Raw genomic sequence first — 24,547 nt, 5'->3', positions numbered from 1 at the left:
GGCTATCTGAGGTCGTGTAAGCCACAGATCTTCGTTGCACTTTCTGGTATGCTTGCCGCGCTTTGCTAACAAGAGGCTTTAAGTTGTCTATGTCAGGTTGGCGTAAACTTTATTACAAACTATTGAATTTACCACTCTCTTTTTTGGTAAAGAGTAAGGTCATTCCGACCGATCCTGTCTCAGAACACGGGATCGATCCGACTCGTCCAGTGATGTATGTTTTGCCTTATGATTCAAAGGCTGACCTGCTCACTCTTCGGACACAGTGCCTGAAACATGATCTGCCCGATCCGCTGGCTCCGCTGGAGATCGACGGCACGCTACTGCCGCGTCACGTGTTTATTCATGATGGCCCACGCGTATTCCCCTATTTCGTTGCCAATCCTGAGTCGGTGAAGCTATTCCACGACTATCTCGATTTGCACCGTAGTAACCCTGATCTCGACGTACAGATGTTACCGGTGGCGGTGATGTTTGGTCGTGCGCCGGGACGCGAAATCCAGGGAGAAGATACGCCACATCTGCGCATCCTTAATGGTGTAGAGAAATTCTTCGCCATTTTGTGGCACGGACGTGACAGCTTTGTGCGCTTCTCGCCGACCGTTTCCCTGCGCCAGATGGCGACGGAGCACGGTACGGATAAGTCGATAGCCCAGAAGCTGGCACGCGTGGCTCGCATTCACTTCGCGCGTCAGCGCCTGGCTGCTGTAGGCCCACGTCTGCCTGCGCGTCAGGATCTGTTCAACAAGCTGCTGCAATCCAAAGCGATTGAAAAAGCGGTTGAAGATGAAGCGCGTAGCAAAAAAATCTCGCACGAGAAAGCCCAGCAGAATGCTGTTGAGATGATGGAAGAGGTCGCAGCGAACTTCTCGTATGAGGCCATTCGCGTCACAGACCGCGTGATGGGCTGGCTGTGGAGCCGCCTTTATCAGGGCATCAACGTCAACGGTGGCGAGCGAGTCCGTCAGCTGGCGCAAGATGGCCATGAGATTGTGTATGTGCCCTGCCATCGCAGCCACATGGACTATCTACTGCTCTCTTACGTGCTCTACCATCAGGGGCTGGTGCCGCCACACATCGCGGCCGGTATCAACCTGAACTTCTGGCCAGCAGGTCCGATTTTCCGTCGTCTGGGTGCTTTCTTTATTCGCCGTACCTTCAAGGGCAACAAACTCTATTCCACGGTGTTCCGTGAATATCTGGGCGAGTTGTTCAGCCGCGGATATTCAGTCGAGTATTTCGTTGAAGGCGGGCGCTCGCGCACGGGCCGACTGCTGGATCCTAAAACCGGCACGCTGTCGATGACCTTGCAAGCCATGTTGCGCGGCGGTAGCCGTCCGATTACGTTTGTTCCGATCTACATCGGCTATGAACACGTCATGGAAGTGGGTACTTACGCCAAAGAGTTACGTGGCGCGGCCAAAGAGAAAGAGAGTTTCCTGCAGATGGTGCGCGGGTTACGTAAACTGCGCAATCTTGGCCAGGGCTACGTTAACTTCGGCGAACCCCTGCCGTTGATGAACTATCTGAACAAAAACGTGCCGGAATGGCGTGATGCGATCGATCCGATTGAACCACAACGCCCGGCATGGATGACGCCGACCGTAAATGATATTGCGGCACGTCTGATGGTGCGTATTAACGAAGCCGGTGCCGCCAATGCCATGAACCTGTGCGTCACTGCACTGCTGGCTTCACGTCAGCGCTCCCTGACGCGTGAACAGTTGATTGAGCAACTGGAATGCTACACCCAGCTGCTGCGTACCGTGCCTTATTCGCCGGAAGCGACCGTGCCGGAGATGAGTGCTGAAGCGCTGCTTGATCACGCCATGGGCATGAACAAGTTTGAGACGGAACAAGACAGTATCGGCGATATCATCATTCTGCCGCGCGAGCAGGCCGTCCTGATGACCTACTACCGCAACAACATCCACCACATGCTGGTCATGCCATCGCTGATTGCCGCTATTGTGCAGCAGCATCGTGAGATCAGTGAGGCGGAACTGCTGCGTCAGGTGAGTCTGGTTTACCCGATGCTGAAGAGTGAGCTGTTCCTGCGCTGGGATAACGCAGAGCTGCCAGGCGTGCTGAATGCCCTCTGTGCTGAGATGGCGCGACAAGGCCTGATTACCGAGCATGATGGGCAGTTACGCATGAATCCGGCCCGCCATCGTTCATTGCAACTGCTGGCTGCCGGTATCCGTGAAACGCTGCAGCGTTTTGCCATCACCTTCGCCATTCTGAGTGCCAAGCCGACGATTAACCGCGGCACGCTGGAGAAAGAGAGCCGCACGCTGGCGCAGCGTTTGTCAGTGTTGCATGGCATTAACGCGCCAGAGTTCTTCGACAAAGCGGTGTTTACCGCGCTGGTGCTGTCACTGCGTGATGAAGGCTACATCAGTGATTCAGGCGATGCCGATGCGGAACGCACCCACATTATGTGGCAGATGCTGGCAGAGCTGGTGACCAGTGATGTCCGTCTGACCATTGAAAGTGCTGTAGCCCACGAATAACGTCGGGCATAAAAATAGAAAGGCGACCCTCAACGGGTCGCCTTTTTTATGGCAGCAACCCCTTAAAACAGGTCAATAAATGGCTGAGTATTGAGAAGTACGCCGATAAACAGCACCAGACCAACGTAGTTATTATTCAGAAAGGCCTGGAAGCAAGGATCGCGTTCACGTTGAGCAATCAGCTTTTGTTGATACACAAAGAAGCCGCCCGCCACCAGCAATGACCAGTAAAACGCCCCGTTCAGATGCAACATCAATCCGACTAGCGCCATTAGCCCCAACGTGGCCAACTGCAATAAGCCGATGATCAATTTATCGAAACGTCCGAACAGAATCGCTGTGGATTTCACGCCAATCTTTAGGTCGTCATCACGATCAACCATCGCATATTGCGTGTCGTAAGCCACCGTCCAGCAGATATTCGCGAAGAACACCAGCCAACAAACAAGAGGTAAGGACTCACTAACCGCCGCCCAACCCATTGGAATCGCCCAGCCGAATGCCGCTCCCAATACCACCTGGGGTAAATGGGTGTAGCGCTTCATAAACGGATAGACCCACGCCAGTGCCAGGCCACCAAATGACAGCAAAATCGTCATACGGTTCATGGTCAGCACTAGCGCAAATGCCAGCAACCCGAGCACGACAAACAGGATTTTGGCCTCTTTCTCCGTCACCGCGCCGCTCGCCAGCGGACGCGATGCGGTCCGTTTGACATGACCATCCACCTTACGGTCCGCATAATCATTGATCACGCAGCCCGCGGCACGCATCACAATGACGCCGAGCACAAATACCACCAGCACAGACAAAGGCGGCACCGCCATGCCTGATAGCCACAGTGCCCACATGGTGGGCCACAACAGCAACAGCGTGCCAATCGGTTTATCGATGCGCATCAGGCGTCGATAAGCCTGCCATTTGGTCATGGTTAAGGTTTTTTCCACAATCCTTTATCCTTGATTCAGCGCGCGGTACAACGGCGACGCTGGTAAAAACAGTTCAGTTAGCAGCAGCGGTTTGCCTGATAAACGCAGGCGCGAGCGACGTCCCCACAGATCGTCCACCTGACCGGGATCGATAAAATCGCGGCTCAGCGTCGAGGAGGCGAAAAGATAGCGCCCCAGCGGACGGGTGCCAAGATTTTGCAGCATCTGCTCCGGGCCGTTCAACGTGCTTTCTGGCACCACGGTTCGCCCAATCAACCAGGGTTCGCCATCGCCGCACAGCACGATTTCACGTAACCAAAAGCGATCATCGGCGGGCAGGAATTCCGCTTCTGGCGCCATCTCGTCAGCGGTAATAAAGCTTTCGCGGATCAGTTCCACCGTCACCTGCTGGCAATGCTGCTCGAAGCGACGCGTCATGGAGTCTTCCTCCAGCAACCAGTCAAGCAGAGGGGGGGAAAGCAAGGGGGAAGTGGCTGGCAGCCAATGCAGTGCGAGTAACTGGCGCAGCGCGTGATGCGACATCAGGACATCTCCGGAGAAAAAGTTGCCCTAGTTTAACGCAGAGAATCGGGCGTGGCACTGCTGGTTGTGCCACGCCAGACAGAAGGGGGATTATTCGCGCTTTAAGCGATTGCTATTGGCTAACCACAGCGTGACCACCAGAATTAAAATCGCCGCTGAATAATAAAGCGTGTCGAACGGGTTTTTATGGTCAACGATAATCAGACGAATGATTGCGGTGATGCCGATATAGATGAAATAACGCAGCGGGAAGTGATAGCCGGACTGGAAGTACTTCACTATCAGCGCGATAAATTCGAAATAGAGAAAATAGATCACGATGCCTTCGATCAGCAGGTAAGAAGACGCCTGCTCACCGGTGCTGAACAGCACATTGGCTAAATGGATTGTCTCTTTGCCAAGAAACACCACCAGGATGATGGCCAACGTCACCAGGCCAATATTCAGAACCCACTGTAATACCGAAGCAATAAGCTGCCCCGATGCTGATTTTGTTGTCATTTTTATGCGCCTCAAAGTACGGAAACTCTCTGGCGTTATCATGCTGTAGTGTGATCAAAATCACAATATGCTACACATCAACATCCACACAGAGCGCGTCATAGCGCCAGTACTCGCAGTCACAGTCGATGACCCGTTTGTGTTGATCGCGGTTAATGCGTGTAATGAGTAATCCGGGAGTTCCGCTGGCGACATTGAGTGCAGGTGCAGCGCGCGCCGGTAATGGACCAGGAAGAATGGTAAAGCGTGCACCGCCGTAGCGAATGCCATAGCGCTGATCGTAGAGATCGGTAAGTGAGCGGGTGAGGTCTTCCTCTAGCAGGCCGGGAAAAAAGGCTGGATTGAGGTAATGCTCCACGTACAACACCGCGCGCCCATCAATACGTCGCAGGCGTCGAATGCGAAACACGCTATCCCCTTCCAGTAACTGCAAATGCCGTGCAATCACCAGCTGTGCCGGGACTTCCCGTGCCTCAATCACTTCAGTGAGAGCGATGCGCCCTTGCTCGGCGGCCATGGCATGAAAGTGGCTGTGATGGGCCGGGTTATACACCAGCCTGGGTGGGGCGAGAAACCAACCTCGACGCAGTTCACGGTAAATGACGCCCTGCGCTTCCAGTAAGCCCAGCGCCTCACGCAGGGTAATGCGCGTGGTGGAATAGTATTCACTTAAACTGCGTTCTGCCGGTAAACGCCCGCTGGCAAATTCACCATTTTCAATGCGTTCACTTAGCGCCGCCGCAATCACATCCACCGTTTTCGACAACATTTTTTAGCCTCATTTTGGGGCAATTCTGCACTATGACAGTTCGATGACTACAATATGACAGGCATATCCCACGCTTTCGCGCGCTGTATCCGCATGTGGAGCTGCGTAACACACCACATTTCACCACCACGGTCATAAAACCTTCATCTGATCGGGCTACATTGGCTCGGTTCTTGCTGGACTAGACCAAGACGTCCCACAACTTACACCCGGAGCAACCGAGATGAAAGCGTTTATCTCCTCTGTAGTAGCCAGTGCTGTACTGCTTGCGCTGCCCGCCGCGCACGCCGCCGATAACGACCTTGCCGCGCTGGAAAAAGCCGCGCGTGCTGAGGGCCAGGTCAACAGCGTCGGTATGCCAGACAGCTGGGCGAACTGGAAAGACACATGGAATGACATCAACAGCAAATATGGCCTGAAGCACAGCGATACCGATATGTCATCGGCGCAGGAGCTGGCTAAATTTGATGCAGAGAAAGAGAACGCCAGCGCCGATATCGGTGATGTGGGCGCAGCTTTCGGCCCTATCGCGGTCACCAAAGGCGTGGCTCAGCCGTATAAACCGACCCATTGGGATCAAATTCCAAGCTGGGCGAAAGATAAAGAGGGTAACTGGATGCTGGCCTACACCGGCACCATCGCCTTCCTGATCGACAAGCAGCAGGTTAAAGATGCACCGCACAGCTGGGCCGATCTGAAGAAAGGTAAGTATGTGGTCACTATCGGTGACGTCGGCGTGGCTGCTCAGGCGGCTAACGGCGTACTGGCGGCCAACTACGCGATGGGCGGTGATGAGAAGAACCTGATGCCAGCCCTGAAATTCTTTGGCGAGCTGGCTAAAGAAGGCCGTCTGGGCGTGACCGATCCGGTGATTGCCAACATTGAGAAAGGTGAAATTCAGGTTGCCGTGGTATGGGACTTCAACGGACTGAATTATCGCGATCAGATCGACAAAAACCGCTATGAAGTGGTGATCCCGTCTGATGGCTCCGTGATTTCCGGTTACAGCACCATCATCAACAAATACGCCAAACACCCGAACGCCGCCAAACTGGCGCGTGAATACATCTTCTCTGATGCCGGTCAGATCAACCTGGCGAAAGGTTATGCACGTCCAATCCGCGCTGAGCATTTAACTCTGCCAGCCGATGTGCAAGCCAAACTGCTGCCGCAGTCTGAGTACAAAAATGCCCGCCCGATCAAAGATCAGGCTGCATGGGATAAGAGCTCGAAAATGCTGCCGCGTCTGTGGCAAGAGAACGTGATTATCAATATGAAGCAGTAATTTGCACACACCCTGGCGGCGCGATGTCGCGCATCGATCTGTAGCGACAACGCTGCGCATCGATACGCAATACGTTGCGCCGCTAAGCGCAGTGCCCGCAATTTGAATGATGTAAGGAACGGGAATGAAGACAATCCTGGTGGTACTGGATGGCCTGAGCAATCAGGTGGCACAGCATGCGATGGGCTATCTGTTTGCCGAATGCAAACAGGGTAATGGCCAATACTACACGCTGACCTGCGAACTGCCTTCGCTATCGCGTCCGCTATACGAGTGCATTCTGACCGGTATTCCACCGGTGCAGAGCGGTATTATTCATAACGGCGTCAATCGATTGAGCAATCAGCGCAGCATCTTCCATTACGCCCGCGCCGCCGGTTTAACCACGGGCGCTGCCGCCTATCACTGGGTGAGTGAGCTGTATAACCAATCCCCGTTCAACAATGCACGCGATCGCCATACCGTCGCCCCCGATTTGCCGATTCAATACGGCCACTTTTACTGGGACGACAGTTATCCGGATTCCCACTTGTTTGAAGATGCCGAGAGCCTGCGTCTGAACCACGATCCGGACTTTTTACTGATTCACCCCATGAATATCGACGATGCCGGGCACAAGCATAGCCTGTCATCGCCACAATATCGCAACCGCGCACGTATGGCCGATGGCTATCTGTCGCAGTGGATGCCCGGCTGGCTCGCTGCGGGCTATCAGGTGATCGTCACCGCCGATCACGGTATGAATGATGACCGCTCGCACGGCGGCATTTTGCCGGAAGAGACGCAGGTGCCGCTGTTTGTGTTTGGTGCGGGCTTCTCCCGTCAGCCCGATCTTGAGCCGCAGCAGACTGAACTGTGCGGCATCGTTTGCACGCTGCTGGGGATTGAGCACGATAAACCGGTGTGCCACGGTTTGCTGGCGGAGCCGCGTTAATGAAGGGCAAAACCCTCGCCACGCTGTTGCTGCTGCCGTTCGCCTTCTTTTGGGTTGCCTTCCAGCTCGCGCCGCTGCTGTGGATCGCCATCAACAGCTTCTGGAGCGACATGAACGAGCGATGGGGTATCGATAACTACACCGATATCCTCACTTCGCCGTTCTATCTGCAGGCATTTCGTCTGTCGCTGGATATCTCCATCTGGTCGAGCATTTACGGCCTGCTGATCTCGTTGATTGCCGGCTATTCGCTGCATCAGCCAGGCAGCGGCCGCTTCCAGCGCTTCCTGATGTCGTTTACCAACATGACCAGCAACTTTGCGGGTGTGCCGCTGGCGTTTGCCTTTGTGATTCTGCTGGGCATGAACGGCTGCCTGACACTGCTGCTGCGCCACTTCGGCATGCTGGAGGGGTTCAAGCTGTTCTCGCGTGACGGCATGGTGCTGGTTTATACCTGGTTCCAGATCCCGCTCGGTATTCTGCTGCTCTACCCGGCATTTGATGGACTGCGCAAAGATTGGGAAGAGTCTGCTGCCCTGCTCGGTGCCAGCCGCTGGCGCTACTGGTGGCATATTGGTTTACCGATTCTGTTCCCGGCGCTGTTGGGCACCTTCGTGATTCTGCTGGCCAATGCGCTGGGCGCTTACGCCACTATTTATGCGCTGACCACCGGTAACTTTAACGTGGTGCCAGTACGTATTGCCGCGCTGGTGTCAGGGGATATCTCACTCGATCCGAATACCGGCGGTGCGCTGGCCATGTTGCTGGTGTTCATTATGGCGCTGATTACCGTGGTGCAGCAGTATCTGGTGCGCCGCAGTTATCTCAACGCGAAATCACAGGAGTAGAACGTGTCTCGCGCGGAAAAAATTTATCATCGCCTGATTATCTGGCTGCTGCTGATCATCCTCGCCGCCCCGTTGCTGGCGACGCTGCTGTATGGCATCTCGACTGACTGGAGCGACACTATTCTGCCACAGGGCTTTACCCTGAAGTGGTTGATTGAACTGTGGAGCGATCCGCGTTTCCTGACGGCATTGGGCCACTCTTTGCTGATTTGCTTCGGCGCGCTGCTGTTCTCATTAGTGCTGGTGCTGCCTGCGATGTTTGTAATCGCTTACTATTATCCGAAGCTGGATGCGGTGATGAACGTGCTGATTCTGATGCCGTTTGCCGTGCCGCCAGTGGTGTCATCCGTTGGCCTGCTGCAGCTTTATTCCTCGTCGCCGCTGATGATTACGGGGACGCCATGGATTCTGGTTGGCTGTTACTTCACCATCGCACTGCCGTTTATTTACCGTGCCATTGCCAACAATATGCAGGCGATCAATCTAAAAGAGCTGATTGATGCATCTCATCTGCTGGGTGCCAGCACCTGGCAGGCGGCACTGTTTGTGGTGCTGCCGAATTTACGCAAAGGCGTGTTTATCGCGGTGCTGCTCTCCTTCTCATTCCTGATAGGTGAGTTTGTGTTCGCTAACCTGTTAGTCGGCACCCGCTATGAAACCTTGCAGGTGTATCTCTACAATATGCGTAACGGCAGCGGCCACTTTACCAGTGCGCTGGTGATCTCTTATTTTGCTGTCGTCCTGCTGGTCACCTGGCTGGCGAATGCCCTCAATCCTGAACGAGGCTGACCATGAGTTATCTGAACGTCACCCAGCTGAACAAAAGCTACGGCCCCACCAGCATCTTTGAAAATATCGATTTCAGCGCCGATGAAGGTGAGTTTGTTACCCTGCTCGGCCCGAGCGGCTGCGGCAAATCAACGCTGCTGCGCTGCATCGCCGGTCTGACCGATGTCGATAGCGGCAAAATTCTGCTGCAGGGTCAGGATATCGTGCCGCTGCCGCCGCAGAAACGTACCATCGGCATGGTATTTCAGAGCTACGCGCTGTTCCCCAACATGACAGTGGAGAAGAACGTGGCGTTTGGCCTGAAAATGCAAAAATTGCCAGGCGGCGATATTCAGAAACGGGTAATGGAAGCGCTGGCACTGGTCGAGCTGACCGATTTCGCCCGCCGTTATCCGCACCAGCTTTCTGGCGGACAATGCCAGCGTGTTGCCTTAGCGCGCTCGCTGGTGACGCGCCCTCGTTTGCTGTTGCTGGATGAGCCGCTCTCCGCACTGGACGCGCGCATCCGCCGCCATCTGCGCGAACAGATCCGCAATATCCAGCAAGAGTTGAAGCTCACCACCATTTTCGTGACTCACGATCAGGAAGAAGCGCTGACGCTGTCTGACCGTATCGTGCTGATGAATCGTGGCAAAATCGTACAGAACGGTAACGCCGAAGCCCTCTACACGCAGCCAGCCGACCTGTTTGCTGCCGGGTTTATCGGCAACTACAACCTGCTGAGTGCGGAACAGGCAACGCAGCTCACCGGCCAGACATTCACGGGTCAGGTAGCGATTCGACCTGAGTCAATCCGCTTGAGTGCACCGCAGGATGGCATTCCGGCCACAATTCTCAGTCACAGCCTGCTAGGTAACGTGATCCGTTATCGTGTACTGGCGCATGGGGTTGAATTGTCAGTGGATGTGCTGAACCGCAGCGTGGCGGATTTGCACCCTGCTGGCATGCAAATTGGTCTACAGTTAGAGATGTCGACGTTGCGCCAGGTCGCTTAAATTTAACGAAAAATGGGCAACGCAACGCGGCAGTATTCAGCGTTAATGCAGCCTGTTAATCGTTGTCGCGGCGGCCTTAAGGCTGCCCATGGCCGCACTTCGGTGCGCCCGACACTTCGGTACTTACCCACAGGCTTGCAGTTGGTGCAATGAAAGTCTGAGGATAAGGAACCGCCCGACGTGTTGACCCTGCTCAATCTCTTATCTGCTGTAGCCCTGCTGGTGTGGGGCACGCACATTGTGCGCACTGGCATCATGCGCGTGTACGGTGCCGATTTGCGCCGGGTGCTCAGCCGCAGCGTGGAAAAGAAGCCAATGGCGTTTCTCGCCGGGATTGGCGTCACCGCGCTGGTGCAGAGCAGCAATGCCACCACCCTGCTCGTCACCTCGTTTGTCGCACAGAATCTGGTGAGTCTGACGCCTGCGCTGGTGGTGGTGCTCGGTGCCGATGTCGGTACCGCCATCATGGCGCGTATCCTGACCTTCGATCTCTCCTGGCTATCGCCGCTCTTCATCTTCTTTGGTGTGGTGTTCTTCCTCAGCCGTAAGCAGACGCGGGCCGGACAAATGGGTCGAGCTGCCATTGGCCTTGGCTTAATTCTGTTAGCGCTACAGTTGATCGTGGCCGCTGCTAAACCCATTACCCAGGCGGCGGGCTTGCAGGTGCTGTTCTCCACGCTAACCGGAGATGTCATGCTGGATGCACTGATTGGCGCGGTATTCGCCATCATCAGTTATTCCAGCCTCGCGGCGGTGCTGATCACCGCTACACTGACGGCAGCGGATGTGATTTCCTTCAAAGTGGCGCTCTGTCTGGTGATTGGTGCCAACCTCGGCAGTGGTTTGCTGGCAATGATTAACGCCAGTGGCTCAAATGCTGCGGGAAAACGCGTGGCACTGGGCAGCCTGCTGTTCAAGCTCATTGGCAGCCTGGCGATTTTGCCACTGGTGAATTATATCGCTGATATTCTGGACAAGATGCCGGTCGATGACGAAGAACTGGTGATCTTTTTCCATGTATTTTACAACCTGATTCGCTGCCTGATTATGGTGCCATTCGCCGAACCGATGGCGCGCTTGTGCCGTCGTATGATTTCCGACGAGCCGGAAACCGATGCCCATTTACGCCCTAAACATCTCGACCGCAGCGCGCTGGATACCCCTGCGCTGGCATTGGCCAATGCGGCGCGCGAAACCTTGCGCATCGGTGATGTCGTCGAACATATGATGGAGTCCTTCAATAAAGTGGTGCATGGCGAACTGCGTGAAGAGCGCGCGGTGCGGCGTCTGGATGATGATGTCGATGTGCTGTATACCGCCATCAAACTCTATCTGGCGCGCATGCCGAAGGAGGATTTGGCCGAGGAGGATTCGCGCCGCTGGGCCGAGGTCATCGAGATGGCACTCAACCTTGAGCAGGCGGGCGATATCATTGAACGCATGTGTGCGGACGTGGCGGTGAAATCGCTGAACGCCCGTCGGGCATTTTCCCCCGAAGGGCTGGAAGAGCTGAACACATTGCAGGAGCAGGTACTCAACAATCTGCGCCTCAGTTTGTCGGTGTTTCTGTCGAAAGATATCCCCAGCGCGCGCCGCCTGCGCCGCTCCAAACACCGTTTTCGCATCCTGATTCGCCGTTTCTCACACGCTCACGTCGAGCGCCTGCATCAGAAGAATGTGCAGAGCATCGAAACCAGCTCCCTGCATCTAGGGTTGCTGGGAGATATGAAGCGTCTGAACTCGCTGTTCTGTGCGGTGGCTTATACGGTGCTGGATCAGCCGGATGATGAGCGGGATGAGGATTAACGAACAGCCTGGAATGACTGCGATGATCAACGGCTGCGGGATGCAGCCACATCGTCATACATGCGCGACCAATCGGCTGTGCTATTCGGTCAGGTCGCCATCAATGGCAACCTGCCGTGCGGATAGGTGAATTTTATAGGGTGCGCATTGCGGCGCACCTAAAAAAACTTACGACAGCAGAGTGAACGCGATCATCCCGACAATGGCACCGGTGGTACCAAGAATGGTTTCCATCAGCGTCCATGTTTTTAGCGTTTCACCTTCCGTTGCACCGGTGAAGCGGCCAAACAGCCAGAAACCGGCATCGTTGACGTGACTAATAATGATGGAGCCACCCCCGATGCAGATCGACAGCGCCGCCAACTGCGCGCCGCTGTAGTGCAGCGGTTCAATCACCGGCATCACCAGGCCCACGGTCGTCAAACAGGCCACGGTCGCCGATCCCTGAATCACACGGATCGCACCGGAAAGGATGAAGCACGCCAGCGCAATCGGCATCCCGGCGCCAGTGAGCGCGTGACCCAATACCGGGCCGACGCCAGAATCCACCAGCACCTGCTTGAACACACCGCCCGCACCGATCACCAGCAGAATAATGCCTGCCGGTTGCAGCGCACTGCCGCACACCTGCATCACCTTCTCTTTGTCCATTCCCTGGCGATAGGCCAGACCGTAAATCGCTACCAGACACGCCAGCAGGATCGCCGTAAACGGATGGCCGATAAACTCCAGCCACTCGTAGAGACGTGAATCCGGTGTGGTGAAGCGCGCCCCGATGGTTTTCAGGCCCACCAGCAGCAGCGGGAACAGGATCAGTGCCAGGCTGAAGCCAAACGACGGCAGCTTATCCTCTTCCACTTCTGGCTGATGATCTTCCGGCGGCGCACTGAAACTAACATGGCGGGCAATAAAATTGCCAAACAGCGGACCCGCAATCAGCATACCGGGAATCGCTGCACACAGGCCCAGCAGGATCATCCAGCCAAAGTCCGCGTGCATCTGGGAAGCCAGCAGCATCGGGGCCGGCCCCGGCAGCAGAAACGCCGCAGAGGCCGCCACACCAGCAAACAGTGGAATGACCAACTTCACTAAGTTGCCATGGGTACGACGCGCCACGGCAAAGGCGATGCTGATTAGCAAGACCACCGCTACTTCAAAGAACAGCGGCAGCGCGCAGATCAGTCCGGCAATCCCCATCGCGTAGTGCGCCCGGTTTTCACCAAAGGCTTTCAGCATGCGGATAGCGATTTGATCGACTGCGCCGGTTTCATGCAGGATTTTGCCGAACATCGCGCCCAATGCCACCACGATGGCGAGAAATCCGAGCGTTCCGCCCATGCCTTTTTGCATGGTGTCAGCAATTTTATCCAGTGGCATGCCAGAGAACAGACCGGCACCAATTGAGACTAACATCAGGGCGACAAAGGCGTGCATACGCGCTTTCATCACCAAAAACAGCAGCAGCAGGACGGAGCCTGCTGCGGTTAACACCAGCGTTGCGGTACTCATTACTAACCCTTGTTGATTGCTTCCTCAATGGTCGCAACCGTGGCCGCAACGACTTCATCCAGTGAATGATTGATATCAACCACCAGTACATCGGGCTCGTCAGCCCCAGGCTCTTGCAAGGTCTCAAACTGCGTCACCAGCATCTGCGGCTTAAAGAAGTGACCTTTACGTGCTTTCAGACGCGATTCGATGGTTTCGAAATCGCCCTTCAGATAGATGAATTTCAGGTTTTGGTTGCCCTGTCGCAGGATGTCGCGGTAGGACTTTTTCAGCGCAGAGCAGACGATAATCGAAATAGCCTGGGTGCGCTGCATGGCGAAGGCGGCATCATTCAGCGCCTGCAGCCACGGCTGGCGATCGTTATCATCCAGCGGATGACCGTCGGCCATTTTCATGATGTTGCTACGCGGATGCAGGAAATCGCCATCCAGAAATGCCGTGCTCAACTGATGAGAAACCTGATTAGCGACGGCAGACTTTCCGCTGCCGGAAACGCCCATCAGGATAAAGACGTGGTGCGATGGAGATGGCGTGGTCATGGTTTTGCGCTCCGGCAGTTTGCCTGCCAATGTTACCGATAACAAATTTGATTAGCATTGTCGGAGGCCACTGCAGGACTGGCAACCCTTGTTAGGCGGAAAAGCACGAAAGTGTGAACTGACTCAAATAATCGCCAGAATCAGATGCTGCCACCTTCAGCAATTTCAAACCCGACATCCAGCGGCTCGGTCACGCTGCGGTCGCCACCAATCCGCGCCAGCAGCATCGCGGCCGATTCGCGTCCCATGCGCTCACGCGGCGTTAAAACCGTGGCAAGGCGCGGTGTCACCACTTGCGTAATGTCGTGGCCGTGGAATCCGGCAATCGCCATTTGCGCAGGTACGTTTAACCCCTGGCGCTGGCACTCAAACATCGCGCCGACTGCCAGGTCATCGTTGGTACAAAACAGGCTGTCGGTTTCGGGATAGCGTTTCTGCGCCTCACGCAGCAGCTGCGCGCCGGCACTGAAGGAGGAAGCATCTTCCATCATCACACTGTGCGGGGTGAGCCCGGCTTCACGCATCGCCTTTTCGTAGCCCTGCTGTTTTTGCAGAGTACGTTCATCCAGACGCGCGCCAAGGTAAACGGTGTGGCGGTGGCCTTTTTTCAGAATAGCATGCGTCATCTGCCGCGCCGCTTCGATGTTATCGAAGCCCACCGCCATATCGAGACACGGCGTCACCGAATCCATCATCTCAATCACCGGAATGCCGGCCACTTCCAGCATGCGCAGTGTGCCGGGCGTGTGGGTGCGTTCGGTGAGGATGACGCCGTCGATGTTCCAGCCGAGCAGCGATCGCAGCTGTAGCTCTTCTTTGTCCGCGTTGTAGCCAAAGTGCGCCACTAGGGTTTGATAGCCGGCCTCATCGGTGACGGTTTCAATGCCGCGTAATACGTCGGCGAACACCTGGTTGGTGAGCGAAGGCAGCAGCACGCCGATGGCGCGACTGGTGGCATTGGAGAGCATATCGGGGGCGCGATTGGGGATATAACCGAGTTCATCCAGTGCGACGGCGATCTTATCGCGCAGCGCCGCAGAGACCTGATCGGGGTTTCGCAGGTAGCGACTGACGGTCATTTTTGTGATGCCGACGCGATCGGCAACGTCCTGTAGTACCGGCCTTTTCTTCTTCATCGTATGCGCCTGAGGTCAGAGATACGATGAGTCTATCATTTTTTTGTCAATTTCAGGCTTTGCGGAAAACCATGAATTCCCGCTCTGATTTTGTGCACATCGGTACGCACCCAACGAAACGTCGGCAAAAAATGCAAGGTCGCCATAGAGGGCAACCTTGCACGATTTATTGACAGGCTGTTACACCGGCGGCAGATCAAACAGCAGAATCTCTGCATCGCTGTCAGCGTTGATGGTCAGCGCGCTCTCATCCCAGATCGCCAGCGCATCGCTGGTGCCGACCTGTTCGCCGTTGACGCTCACCAGGCCTTTTACCACCTGAATCCACACACGACGACCCGCTTCGACAGTCACCGCGTCGCTTTCACCTTCGGCAAACACCCAGCGCGACAAAGTCATGTCCTGGAACACTTTCAGCGATCCTTCACGCTCATCCGGAGACAGCACAAACTGGCGTCCTTTTACGTCTTCAAAGCGGCGCTGCGCATAACGTGGCTCAATGCCTTTGCGCTCTGGAATGATCCAGATCTGATACAGATGCAGCGGATCTTTATCACTGGCGTTGTACTCTGAATGGCGCACGCCAGTACCGGCGCTCATGATCTGGAACTCACCTGCCGGGATCTGCTCTTTGTTGCCCATGCTGTCTTGATGTTCCACGGTGCCAGACAACACATAGGTCAGGATTTCCATGTCTTTATGCGGATGGGTACCAAAACCCTGGCCGCCATCAATCACGTCTTCATTGATAACGCGTAAGGCCGAGAAGCCCATAAAGTTGGCATCGTAATAATCGGCGAAAGAAAAGGTGTGCCAGCTATCGAGCCAACCGTGATTGGCGTGACCGCGTTCTTCTGCTTTGCGTACGTAGATCATGTTCAATTCTCCTCAATGTTTTTTACAGTGTGTGCTTGGGGGAGATTGATTGATAGTTGAAAAACTTCACGCCTCTGTTCAAATAAAATGACTGACTAATTTGTCGTTTAAATAGACTCAGAATTTCAGTTTCCAACTGATATTTGAGCCATTGATATAAAAAATATCGTTAGGTGTTTAAAATCACACTTTTCATAAAAAAAACACTCATTCAATGATTGATTGAAAATTTAAAGCCATTAAAAATAATTAATTAACAAAGAGTAAAAACCAATACTCGGCTAAACCTGCATGAATAATCGCTTATATCGCGTTTAAGATTTTTTTCCATTTTATAAGATGTCCGCCTCGCTGAAATCGACTCCTTATAGTGATAAAAAGGAAAATATAATGACGGAACAAATCAGGCCCGCTTCTAAGCGCCCCATTGAACGTTTTCTCAATACCGTTGAATGGTTGGGGAATTTGCTGCCACATCCCATAACCTTGTTTGCCCTCTTTTCCCTCTTCATTATCGTGGCATCAGCGATTGCCGCTGTTTTTGGTGTTAGCGTACTGGATCCGCGACCGACTGGAGCAGCAGGTCGGGCACCTGATGGTGTCATTCATGTCATTAGCCTGATGAATGCGGAAGGATTGCAACGTATTGTCAGCAATCTGGTGACCAACTTTACGGGTTTTGCACCACTCGGCACGGTGCTTGTCGCTTTGCTGGGTGTGGGTATTGCTGAGCAATCGGGCATGCTCTCAGCAGCAATGCGTGCATTGGTGTTTAACGCGCCTCAAAAATTGATCACCTTCACTGTAGTGTTTGCAGGTATCGTTTCAAATACCGCGTCTGAGCTGGGCTACGTAGTACTGATACCGCTGGCAGCGATGATTTTCCACTCGCTCGGCCGCCATCCGCTCGCCGGTCTTGCAGCGGCTTTTGCTGGTGTCTCCGGCGGCTACAGCGCGAACCTACTACTCGGCACGATAGACCCCCTGCTTGCTGGCATCACCCAAAGCGCTGCGCAGATTATCGACCCTGCCTACAGTGTAGGACCAGAAGTGAACTGGTACTTCATGTTCATTAGCACTTTCTTTATCGCCGCGCTAGGCACCTGGATTACTAACAGCATTGTCGAACCAAAATTGGGCACTTATCAGGATAGCGAAGGTGATGCAGTACGCGGCGATATGGGTGAACTTACCGCTAAAGAACGCCGTGCACTGAAAGGCGCAGGTTGGGCAGTATTAGGGGTTTCTCTGATGCTGGCATTAACGGTGATTCCGGGTTACGGCATATTGCTCAATCCGAAAACCGGAAGTCTTGCAGGTTCACCATTCCTCAAAGGCATCGTGGTCTTTATCTTTGTGTTTTTTGCTATTCCCGGATATGTCTACGGACGCCTGACAGGCACTATGCGTAGCGATCGTGACGTGATTAATGCGATGTCTGCCAGCATGAGTAGCATGGGTATGTACATCGTGCTGGTGTTCTTTGCTGCACAGTTTGTTGCTTTCTTTAACTGGAGCAACTTTGGCACTGTGGTCGCTGTTAAAGGAGCAACCCTGCTCTCGTCACTGGATATCAGTGCGCCTCTGCTATTTGTCTGCTTCATTTTGATTTGTGGCTTTATTAATCTCATGATTGGTTCCGCTTCAGCGCAATGGGCAGTAACAGCACCGATCTTCGTTCCGATGTTGATGCTGGTGGGATTCGCGCCCGAAGTGATTCAGGCGGCGTATCGTATTGGAGATTCCGTAACCAACTTAATCACCCCCATGATGAGCTATTTTGGCCTAATCATGGCCGTGGCGGCACGTTACCGTCGGGATATGGGGATTGGCACATTAGTGGCAATGATGCTGCCTTACTCGGTGGTATTTATGATTGGCTGGACGCTGCTGTTTGTGGTGTGGGTATTCGTATTGAATCTGCCGGTAGGTCCAGGCGCCCCAACCTGGTACAGCATTCAATAGGCAAAAAAAAAGCCAGCACCCGAGCTGGCTAAGAAACACTGGAAGCAATGTGAGCAATGTCGTGCTTACCCGGTAGTCAGGAGACGTTCCCGGTCCGCATGACAATAATAATCATTATCATTCGCGTCTGTAAACCCCTTTTGAGAATTATTTTCGATTGACGACTTGCGAGAATTCCTTGATGTTAAAGGGGATTTTATTCACTTTGCACAAGGAGTCGCTTTATGAGTCAGATCGTCATTCGCCACGTAATCCCAGAAGATGCTGCTGCACTAACACGTCTCTACAGCCAACCGGAGACGCAGGCGAATACATTGCAACTGCCACACCAGTCACCCACGCTATGGCAGGAACGCCTTAGCAATCCACGTCCGGGTGTGCATATGCTAGTGGCAATGATTGACGATCAACTGGCTGGGCAAATCACGCTAGAAGTGCAATCTGTCGCACGACGTCGCCATACCGCTACCTTTGGCATGGGCGTTGATCCCGCCTTTCACCGTCTCGGCGTAGGCTCGGCGCTGATGGCCGCGATGATTGACCTGTGTGACAACTGGCTACAAGTGACACGAATCGAGTTAACCGTGTTCGCTGATAACCATAAAGCGATGGGTCTTTATCAGAAGTTTGGCTTTGAGATCGAAGGGACGGCGAAGCGTTTTGCCATGCGCGACGGCGAGATGATTGATACGCATTACATGGCGCGATTAAAATAACTTGCGCGATGAATCGCGCCGCTACAACTCGTACTGAGGCGGTAGCGGCGCACTTTATTACGCTAAATTAATAACCGGCACTCAAATCATCCACCGAGCGCGGATCCGAAGCACCATAGCGCATGCCGTCCGGCCCAATCATAATGCTCTGCGTGCTGCCCATCGCGGGCATCACTTTTACATGCTGACCTTTAGCTTCCAGCAAACGCAGCGTATCCGGGCTAAAGCCTTTCTCCACGCGCAACTGATCCGGCAACCACTGATGGTGGAAACGCGGCGCATTGGTCGCTTCCGCCACGTTCATACCAAAATCGATGCTGTTCACCACCATTTGCAGCACGGTGGTGATAATACGGCTGCCACCAGGGCTACCTGTCACCAGCCAGGTTTTGCCGTCTTTGGCAATGATAGTCGGTGACATCGATGACAATGGACGTTTAGCCGGTTGCACCGCATTCGCCTCGCCGCCCACTAAACCATACACGTTTGGTGTGCCCGGCTTAGCGGAGAAGTCATCCATTTCGTTGTTCATCAGGATGCCGCTCTGCCCGGCGACAATGCCGCTACCGAAATAGGTATTCAGCGTGTAGGTCACGGCGACCGCATTACCGTCTTTATCCACCACCGAGAAGTGGGTGGTTTGATTACTTTCGTACGGCTCAAGCTTACCCGGTTTGATTTCGCTGGAAGGACGCGCTTTGTTGACGTCAATCTGCTGCGCCAGGGTTTTGGCGTAGGCTTTGCTGGTCAACGCCTGTTGCGGCACTTTGACGAAATCCGGATCGCCAAGGTATTCCGAACGATCTGCATAGGCGTATTTTTCCGCTTCCGCCATCACCTGCATAGCGTCCGCACTGCCAAAGCCCCACTTCGCCAGATCAAAGTTTTCGAGGATATTCAGGATCTGCACGATGTGAATCCCGCCCGATGACGGAGGCGGCATTGAGAACACTTCATAGCCGCGATAGGTGCCGCTGACCGGTTTACGCTCTACCGCACGATAGGCGGCCAGATCCGGTTTGCCAATCAATCCGCCATGCTGTGCCATTTCTCCAGCGATCTCATCGGCAATTTTGCCTTTGTAGAACGCATCCGGCCCTTGTTGAGCAATCAGTTGCAGGCTGTGCGCGAGGTTTTTTTGCACCAGACGCTCACCTTTTTGATACGGCTTGCCGTCTGCCTTGTAGAAAATCGCCCGGCTGTTGTCGTGATTGATCAACGTCTCTTTGCCGTAGGTCGCCAAATCGTCCGCCAGCGCATCGTTAACGATGATGCCCTCACGCGCCAGTTTAATCGCCGGTGCCAGCAGTTTACTCAGCGGCAGCGTACCGTATTTTTGTGCCGCCAGCGCAAAACCAGCAACAGTGCCCGGTGTGCCCGAGGCTAAATGGGACGTGAGCGACAGTTTAGGGTCAGCATTACCCTGCTTATCGAGGAACATATCGCGTGAGGCACGCGCTGGCGCCATTTCACGAAAATCGATCGCCGTGGTGCGTCCCGAGGCGGTACGCAGCATCATAAAGCCACCACCGCCGAGATTACCGGCTTGTGGATGAGTGACGGCTAATGCGAAGCCCACTGCAACGGCCGCATCCACGGCGTTACCGCCCTGCTTCAGAATATCGACGCCCACCTGGGTGGCCATCGCATCCACCGACGCCACCATACCGTGCTGCGCCTTCACCGGATGGAAGGTGTCGCTGTCCACGCCATATGACACCGGTGGCGCACTGGCCGGCGCGGCGAACGCGCCCTGCACCACGGTGAAACTCATCAATAATGCCCAGCCAACCTGGCGCACGCTGCCCTTTAGTCTCATTTGCGATCTTCCTTTGCGGTTATTTACATTTGTTATTTTTTGATGCAAGTGTTTGCAAACACGATAAAAAGCGTAGCAGTAAGCCAAATTCGGCGCACTCCTGGTTCAGGACTTTGTGACATCGCATAAACTTATGACAGCAGCCTTGGTTGCCAGATCATCGGTAACTACACACAGCAGGCTGCATTAATGGAGGAAGACCATGAAAAAATGGCTAATTGTGATTGCCGCATTGCTGCCATTGAGCGGCATGGCGAACATGCTCAACAATACGAATGAGCCTTTTAAACCCGGCTATAACCCGAGCCAGCAGCGGATGCAAACGCAGATGCAGGTTCAGCAACAGCAGCAGCAGCAAAAACTGCGTCAGGATCAGCAGCAGCAGAATCAGGAATTACAGCGGAAAATGCAGGAGCGAAGGGATAGCGCCCAGCAGCGCATGATTCAGCAACAGCCGGGCCAGCAGCAAAACCAGAATTAACGGAAGTCGGGACCGATAATGTCGATGCGGTCAGTACAAATGGCATCGACGCCCCAGTTCAGCAGCTCGCGCGCTCGCGCGGGCTGATTCACCGTGTACACCAAAATATGCAATCCGGCGGCTTTCAGCTGCGTGGTGCGTTCGGCATCCAATAATTTATGGTTCAGATGGATGGAGACGCAACCCAGTGCACTCGTCAGCGCCTGCCAGTCATCGTGCCACTCATCCAGCAATAATCCGCGTGGCAATTCAGGCGCCGCCTGCATCGCTGCTTCCAATGCTTCATAAGAGAAGGAAGAGAGCAGCGGCGCCGTTTGCCCCTGCCACAGTTCTCGCGCGGCCAACGCCACATCGCGTCCGGTTTCCACCTCTTTGCCGGTGGTCGGCTTGATCTCAACGTTCGCCATCATCTGATGCTGGCGGCAGCGATCGGCCACGTCACGCAGCAGCGCCAGCGGCTCGCCTTCATACTCACGGCTGTACCAACTGCCCGCATCCAGCTGCGATAGCTTACTCCATGAGAGATCGCCCGCCACACCCCAGCCGTTGCTGGTGCGATCCAGCGTATCGTCATGCAGCAGGAACACCTGTTTATCATCCGACAGCTTGGCATCAAACTCGATCATGGTATGACCGTACTGCGCACCGACATCTATTGCCGCCAGCGTATTTTCCGGTGCCAGTTTACCGCCGCCGCGATGGGCGACGATCTGTGGGTATGGCCAATTTTCTACACTCATTCCAGACGCTTTCCATGGGTTGAATCGAAGAAGTGTAACGCATCTGGCGGCAGTTGCAGCCATAAGGTGCTGCCCGATTGCGGACGTTCACTGTGCGGCAAACGCACCACCAGACGGGTATTACCGATGCGGCCGTGCGCGAGATTATCCGCACCCAACATCTCCAGCGTATCGACCACTAATGGAATGCCGCCCGCTGCTTGCGAGCTGAGCACCAGATGCTCAGGACGGATGCCCAACGTAAGGGGACGATTCGCCCACTTCGCTTTGCTCTCGCCCAATGGCAAGCTATTAAGCGCATCGAGCGTAAAGCGCGTGCCGTCGCTGTTGATCTGGCCTGGCAGCAAGTTCATTGCCGGTGCACCGATAAACGACGCCACAAACTGGCTCGCCGGACGCTCATACACTTCCACCGGCGTGCCGACTTGCTCGACTACACCTTTGTTCATCACCATCACGCGCTGGGCCAACGTCATGGCTTCTACCTGATCGTGCGTCACATACAGACTGGTGGTTTTCAGGCGACGGTGCAGTTGTTGCAGCTCAAGACGCATCTGCACACGCAGGCGCGCATCGAGGTTCGACAATGGCTCATCGAACAGGAACACCGCTGGTTCACGCACGATGGCGCGGCCCATTGCCACACGCTGGCGCTGTCCACCGGAAAGCTCACGCGGACGACGTGACAGCAGGTGATCCAGCTCCAGACTGCGCGCGGCCTCCATTACGCGTTGATCGATCTGCTCTTTACCCATGCCGCGAATTTTCAGGCCATAGGCCATATTCTCACCCACGGTCATGTGCGGATAAAGCGCGTAGTTCTGGAATACCATGGCGATGCCACGATCTTTCGGTTCCATATTGGTGACGCGTTTGTCGTCTATGTAGATATCGCCGGAAGTCACACGTTCCAGGCCAGCCACCATGCGCAGCAGCGTCGACTTGCCGCAGCCGGAAGGGCCCACCATCACCATAAATTCGCCATCGTTGATGGTGATATTCAGTGGCTGAATGATCTGATTTTTGCCGTCATACGATTTGGTGACGGTCTGAAGGGTTACGCCTGCCATTTATTTATCACTCTCCACCAGGCCACGCACAAAGGCACGTTGCATCACGAGTACCACCACCACCGGTGGGATCAGGGTTAATAACATTGCCGCCATCACTTCGTTCCACTGCGTCGGCCCACCGCTGGTGTTGATCATACTTTTCACCCCGGCGACCGCCGTGCTGAGACTGGGATCGTTGATGATCAACAGCGGCCACAGATACTGGTTCCAGCCGTAGATAAAGGTGATCACGAACAGCGCCGCGAGGTTGGTCTTTGACAGCGGTAAAACGATATCCCAGAAGAAGCGCATCGGGCTGGCACCATCAATACGCGCCGCTTCAATCAGCTCATCCGGCAGCGACATAAAGAACTGGCGGAACAGGAAAGTTGCCGTTGCTGAAGCCATGAGCGGCAGGGTTAAGCCACTGTAGCTGTCGAGCATGTGCAGGTTTGAAATCACTTCTACCGTCGGGAAGATACGCACTTCCACCGGCAGCATCAGGGTGATGAAGATCAGCCAAAAGAACAGTGAGCGCAACGGGAAGCGGAACCACACCAGTGCAAACGCGGAGAGCATCGATACCGCGATTTTACCCACCGTGATGCCGAGCGCCATGATCAGGCTGTTGAGCATCATCATGCCAAAGGCCGGACCGCTACCGTTGACGCCCTGGGTCCAGATGCGTGAAATGTTGTCCCACAGATGTGTGCCGGGCACTAAGGTCATCGGCACCTGATACACCGCTTCGTTATCCAGCGTGGCGGCGACTATCGCCACGTACAGCGGGAACAGAATGGTCAGGACACCGAGCACCAGCAGGGTATGGCTGAAGATGTCCAGCCCGCGTCGATTCTCAATCATTGGTATTGCACCTTACGCTCGACAAAGCGGAATTGCAGGATCGTCAGGCCAATCACCAGCAGCATCAGCACCACGGATTGCGCGGCAGAGGACGAGAGATCCAGACCGGTAAAGCCTTCGCGATAAATTTTGTAGATCAGCGTGGTAGTGGCCTGCACCGGACCGCCGCCGGTCGCGGCATCGATCACCGGGAAGGTGTCGAAGAAGGCATACACCAGGTTGACGACCAGCAGGAAGAAACTCACCGGGGTGATCAGCGGCAGTGACAGATTGAAGAAACGGCGCACCGGTCCAGCACCGTCAATCGCCGCCGCTTCCACCAGCGATTTGGGGATCGATTGCAGTGCGGCAAAGAAGAACAGGAAGTTGTAGCTCATCTGCTGCCAGATGGATGCCAGCACGATCAGGAACATCGCCTGACCGCTGTTTTGCGCGTAGTTCCAGTTATAGCCAATCTGGTTCAGCAGATGGCTGAACAGGCCGAGGCCAGGGTTGAACAGGAACATCCACAGCACGGCAGCGACCACCGGTGCAACGGCGTAAGGCAGCAGCAATAGCGTTTGGTACAGTTTTTTCAGACGCACCACGTAGTCGACCAGCGCCGCCAGCAGCAGCGAGAAGGTCATGCCGCACACCGTAACCAGTGCGCTGAATTCGATGGTGGTCCAGAAAGAATCCAGGTAATAGCTGTCGCTGAACAGGCGTTTGAAGTTATCCAGCCCGACGAAGGTGCTGGAAATACCAAAGGGATCGATACTTTGCAGCGAATACCACAGCGCTTCACCGGCCGGCCACAGGAAGAATATAGCAGTAATGACCAGCTGTGGTGCCACCAGCAAATAGGGCAAAAAACGGGAGCGAAAAACGGGGCGTGATGAGGACATAGCAGACTCGCCAAAAGAGAAATCGGGGCTGACGCCATGCGCCAGCCCCGAGAC

The 24,547-nt window shown here is 54.7% G+C and carries 23 protein-coding genes; 10 read left to right on the top strand and 13 right to left on the bottom strand.

Annotation, left to right across the window (positions count from 1 at the left end; all coding sequences use genetic code 11):
• Positions 1 to 89: 89 nt before the first annotated feature.
• Positions 90 to 2,513, top strand: coding sequence for a glycerol-3-phosphate 1-O-acyltransferase PlsB (plsB, locus tag FD744_RS12870; protein ID WP_160868412.1), 2,424 nt, complete (start codon positions 90 to 92; stop codon positions 2,511 to 2,513).
• Between the two features lie 62 nt (positions 2,514 to 2,575).
• On the opposite strand, the gene ubiA is transcribed toward plsB, so the two are convergent.
• The 4 genes from ubiA to FD744_RS12850 form a co-directional block, all read right to left on the bottom strand.
• The gene (ubiA, locus tag FD744_RS12865) at positions 2,576 to 3,442 is read right to left on the bottom strand and encodes a 4-hydroxybenzoate octaprenyltransferase (protein ID WP_200538060.1); all 867 of its coding nucleotides are present in this window, start codon (positions 3,440 to 3,442) and stop codon (positions 2,576 to 2,578) included.
• Positions 3,443 to 3,466: 24 nt separating this feature from the next.
• On the bottom strand, positions 3,467 to 3,985 hold the full coding sequence (gene ubiC, locus FD744_RS12860) for a chorismate lyase (RefSeq protein ID WP_160868411.1): 519 nt from the start codon (positions 3,983 to 3,985) through the stop codon (positions 3,467 to 3,469).
• A gap of 90 nt (positions 3,986 to 4,075) precedes the next feature.
• Positions 4,076 to 4,486 (bottom strand): phosphate-starvation-inducible protein PsiE, encoded by a 411-nt coding sequence (gene psiE / locus FD744_RS12855; RefSeq protein ID WP_160868410.1) that lies wholly within the window; start codon positions 4,484 to 4,486, stop codon positions 4,076 to 4,078.
• Positions 4,487 to 4,556: 70 nt separating this feature from the next.
• Positions 4,557 to 5,255 carry a UTRA domain-containing protein gene (locus FD744_RS12850; protein ID WP_160868409.1) on the bottom strand — a complete coding sequence of 233 codons (699 nt, stop codon included), beginning with the start codon at positions 5,253 to 5,255 and terminating at the stop codon, positions 4,557 to 4,559.
• A gap of 223 nt (positions 5,256 to 5,478) precedes the next feature.
• On the opposite strand from FD744_RS12850, the gene FD744_RS12845 reads away from it, so the two are divergent.
• From FD744_RS12845 to FD744_RS12820, 6 genes are all read left to right on the top strand, one after another.
• Positions 5,479 to 6,540 carry an ABC transporter substrate-binding protein gene (locus FD744_RS12845; protein WP_160868408.1) on the top strand — a complete coding sequence of 354 codons (1,062 nt, stop codon included), beginning with the start codon at positions 5,479 to 5,481 and terminating at the stop codon, positions 6,538 to 6,540.
• Positions 6,541 to 6,664: 124 nt separating this feature from the next.
• Positions 6,665 to 7,474 (top strand): alkaline phosphatase family protein, encoded by an 810-nt coding sequence (locus FD744_RS12840; RefSeq protein ID WP_160868407.1) that lies wholly within the window; start codon positions 6,665 to 6,667, stop codon positions 7,472 to 7,474.
• A complete protein-coding gene (locus FD744_RS12835; RefSeq protein WP_160868406.1) occupies positions 7,474 to 8,322 on the top strand; it encodes an ABC transporter permease subunit in 849 nt (282 codons plus the stop codon). The genes FD744_RS12840 and FD744_RS12835 overlap by 1 nt, the downstream gene beginning before the upstream one ends.
• 3 nt (positions 8,323 to 8,325) lie before the next feature.
• Positions 8,326 to 9,111 (top strand): ABC transporter permease, encoded by a 786-nt coding sequence (locus tag FD744_RS12830; RefSeq protein ID WP_034826980.1) that lies wholly within the window; start codon positions 8,326 to 8,328, stop codon positions 9,109 to 9,111.
• Between the two features lie 2 nt (positions 9,112 to 9,113).
• Positions 9,114 to 10,106 carry an ABC transporter ATP-binding protein gene (locus FD744_RS12825; RefSeq protein ID WP_058960059.1) on the top strand — a complete coding sequence of 331 codons (993 nt, stop codon included), beginning with the start codon at positions 9,114 to 9,116 and terminating at the stop codon, positions 10,104 to 10,106.
• Between the two features lie 180 nt (positions 10,107 to 10,286).
• Positions 10,287 to 11,912, top strand: a complete 1,626-nt coding sequence (locus FD744_RS12820) for a Na/Pi cotransporter family protein (RefSeq protein WP_160868405.1) — start codon at positions 10,287 to 10,289, stop codon at positions 11,910 to 11,912.
• Between the two features lie 168 nt (positions 11,913 to 12,080).
• Here the strand turns inward: FD744_RS12820 and gntU are convergent, their stop codons facing one another.
• The 4 genes from gntU to FD744_RS12800 form a co-directional block, all read right to left on the bottom strand.
• Positions 12,081 to 13,421, bottom strand: coding sequence for a gluconate transporter (gene gntU, locus FD744_RS12815; RefSeq protein ID WP_160868404.1), 1,341 nt, complete (start codon positions 13,419 to 13,421; stop codon positions 12,081 to 12,083).
• A gap of 2 nt (positions 13,422 to 13,423) precedes the next feature.
• On the bottom strand, positions 13,424 to 13,960 hold the full coding sequence (gene gntK, locus FD744_RS12810; RefSeq protein WP_038649722.1) for a gluconokinase: 537 nt from the start codon (positions 13,958 to 13,960) through the stop codon (positions 13,424 to 13,426).
• Positions 13,961 to 14,100: 140 nt separating this feature from the next.
• Positions 14,101 to 15,096, bottom strand: coding sequence for a gluconate operon transcriptional repressor GntR (gntR, locus tag FD744_RS12805; RefSeq protein WP_160868403.1), 996 nt, complete (start codon positions 15,094 to 15,096; stop codon positions 14,101 to 14,103).
• A gap of 180 nt (positions 15,097 to 15,276) precedes the next feature.
• A complete protein-coding gene (locus tag FD744_RS12800; protein ID WP_045832395.1) occupies positions 15,277 to 15,972 on the bottom strand; it encodes a pirin family protein in 696 nt (231 codons plus the stop codon).
• A 390-nt stretch (positions 15,973 to 16,362) separates the two neighbouring features.
• On the opposite strand from FD744_RS12800, the gene FD744_RS12795 reads away from it, so the two are divergent.
• Together FD744_RS12795 and FD744_RS12790 are read left to right on the top strand one after the other, a co-directional pair.
• Positions 16,363 to 17,937 (top strand): AbgT family transporter, encoded by a 1,575-nt coding sequence (locus tag FD744_RS12795; RefSeq protein ID WP_034826994.1) that lies wholly within the window; start codon positions 16,363 to 16,365, stop codon positions 17,935 to 17,937.
• A 224-nt stretch (positions 17,938 to 18,161) separates the two neighbouring features.
• Positions 18,162 to 18,653: a GNAT family N-acetyltransferase gene (locus FD744_RS12790; RefSeq protein ID WP_160868402.1), complete on the top strand. Its 492-nt coding sequence runs from the start codon at positions 18,162 to 18,164 to the stop codon at positions 18,651 to 18,653.
• Positions 18,654 to 18,720: 67 nt separating this feature from the next.
• On the opposite strand, the gene ggt is transcribed toward FD744_RS12790, so the two are convergent.
• Positions 18,721 to 20,472: a gamma-glutamyltransferase gene (ggt, locus tag FD744_RS12785; protein ID WP_045815776.1), complete on the bottom strand. Its 1,752-nt coding sequence runs from the start codon at positions 20,470 to 20,472 to the stop codon at positions 18,721 to 18,723.
• A 202-nt stretch (positions 20,473 to 20,674) separates the two neighbouring features.
• Between ggt and FD744_RS12780 the strand changes: the two genes are divergently transcribed.
• A complete protein-coding gene (locus FD744_RS12780) occupies positions 20,675 to 20,953 on the top strand; it encodes a DUF2756 domain-containing protein (RefSeq protein ID WP_058960053.1) in 279 nt (92 codons plus the stop codon).
• On the opposite strand, the gene ugpQ is transcribed toward FD744_RS12780, so the two are convergent.
• Genes ugpQ through ugpA form a run of 4 tightly spaced genes read right to left on the bottom strand, consistent with a single transcriptional unit; the run spans position 20,950 to position 24,493 of the window.
• A complete protein-coding gene (ugpQ, locus tag FD744_RS12775; protein WP_160868401.1) occupies positions 20,950 to 21,693 on the bottom strand; it encodes a glycerophosphodiester phosphodiesterase in 744 nt (247 codons plus the stop codon). The two genes, FD744_RS12780 and ugpQ, sit on opposite strands and share 4 nt — an antisense overlap.
• Complete coding sequence (locus tag FD744_RS12770; protein ID WP_058960051.1) at positions 21,690 to 22,763, bottom strand: sn-glycerol-3-phosphate import ATP-binding protein UgpC; 1,074 nt, start codon at positions 22,761 to 22,763, stop codon at positions 21,690 to 21,692. The genes ugpQ and FD744_RS12770 overlap by 4 nt, the downstream gene beginning before the upstream one ends.
• Positions 22,764 to 23,609, bottom strand: a complete 846-nt coding sequence (gene ugpE, locus FD744_RS12765) for a sn-glycerol-3-phosphate ABC transporter permease UgpE (RefSeq protein ID WP_034827014.1) — start codon at positions 23,607 to 23,609, stop codon at positions 22,764 to 22,766.
• Positions 23,606 to 24,493 (bottom strand): sn-glycerol-3-phosphate ABC transporter permease UgpA, encoded by an 888-nt coding sequence (gene ugpA, locus FD744_RS12760; RefSeq protein ID WP_034827026.1) that lies wholly within the window; start codon positions 24,491 to 24,493, stop codon positions 23,606 to 23,608. Before ugpA ends, ugpE begins: the two co-directional genes overlap by 4 nt.
• Positions 24,494 to 24,547: the final 54 nt, after the last annotated feature.

It is taken from the genome of Pantoea sp. Taur (assembly GCF_009830025.1).
GTDB lineage: Bacteria > Pseudomonadota > Gammaproteobacteria > Enterobacterales > Enterobacteriaceae > Pantoea > Pantoea communis.
The sequence above is the reverse complement of the archived record's forward strand: the minus strand, read 5'-3'. Positions and strand labels throughout refer to the sequence as shown.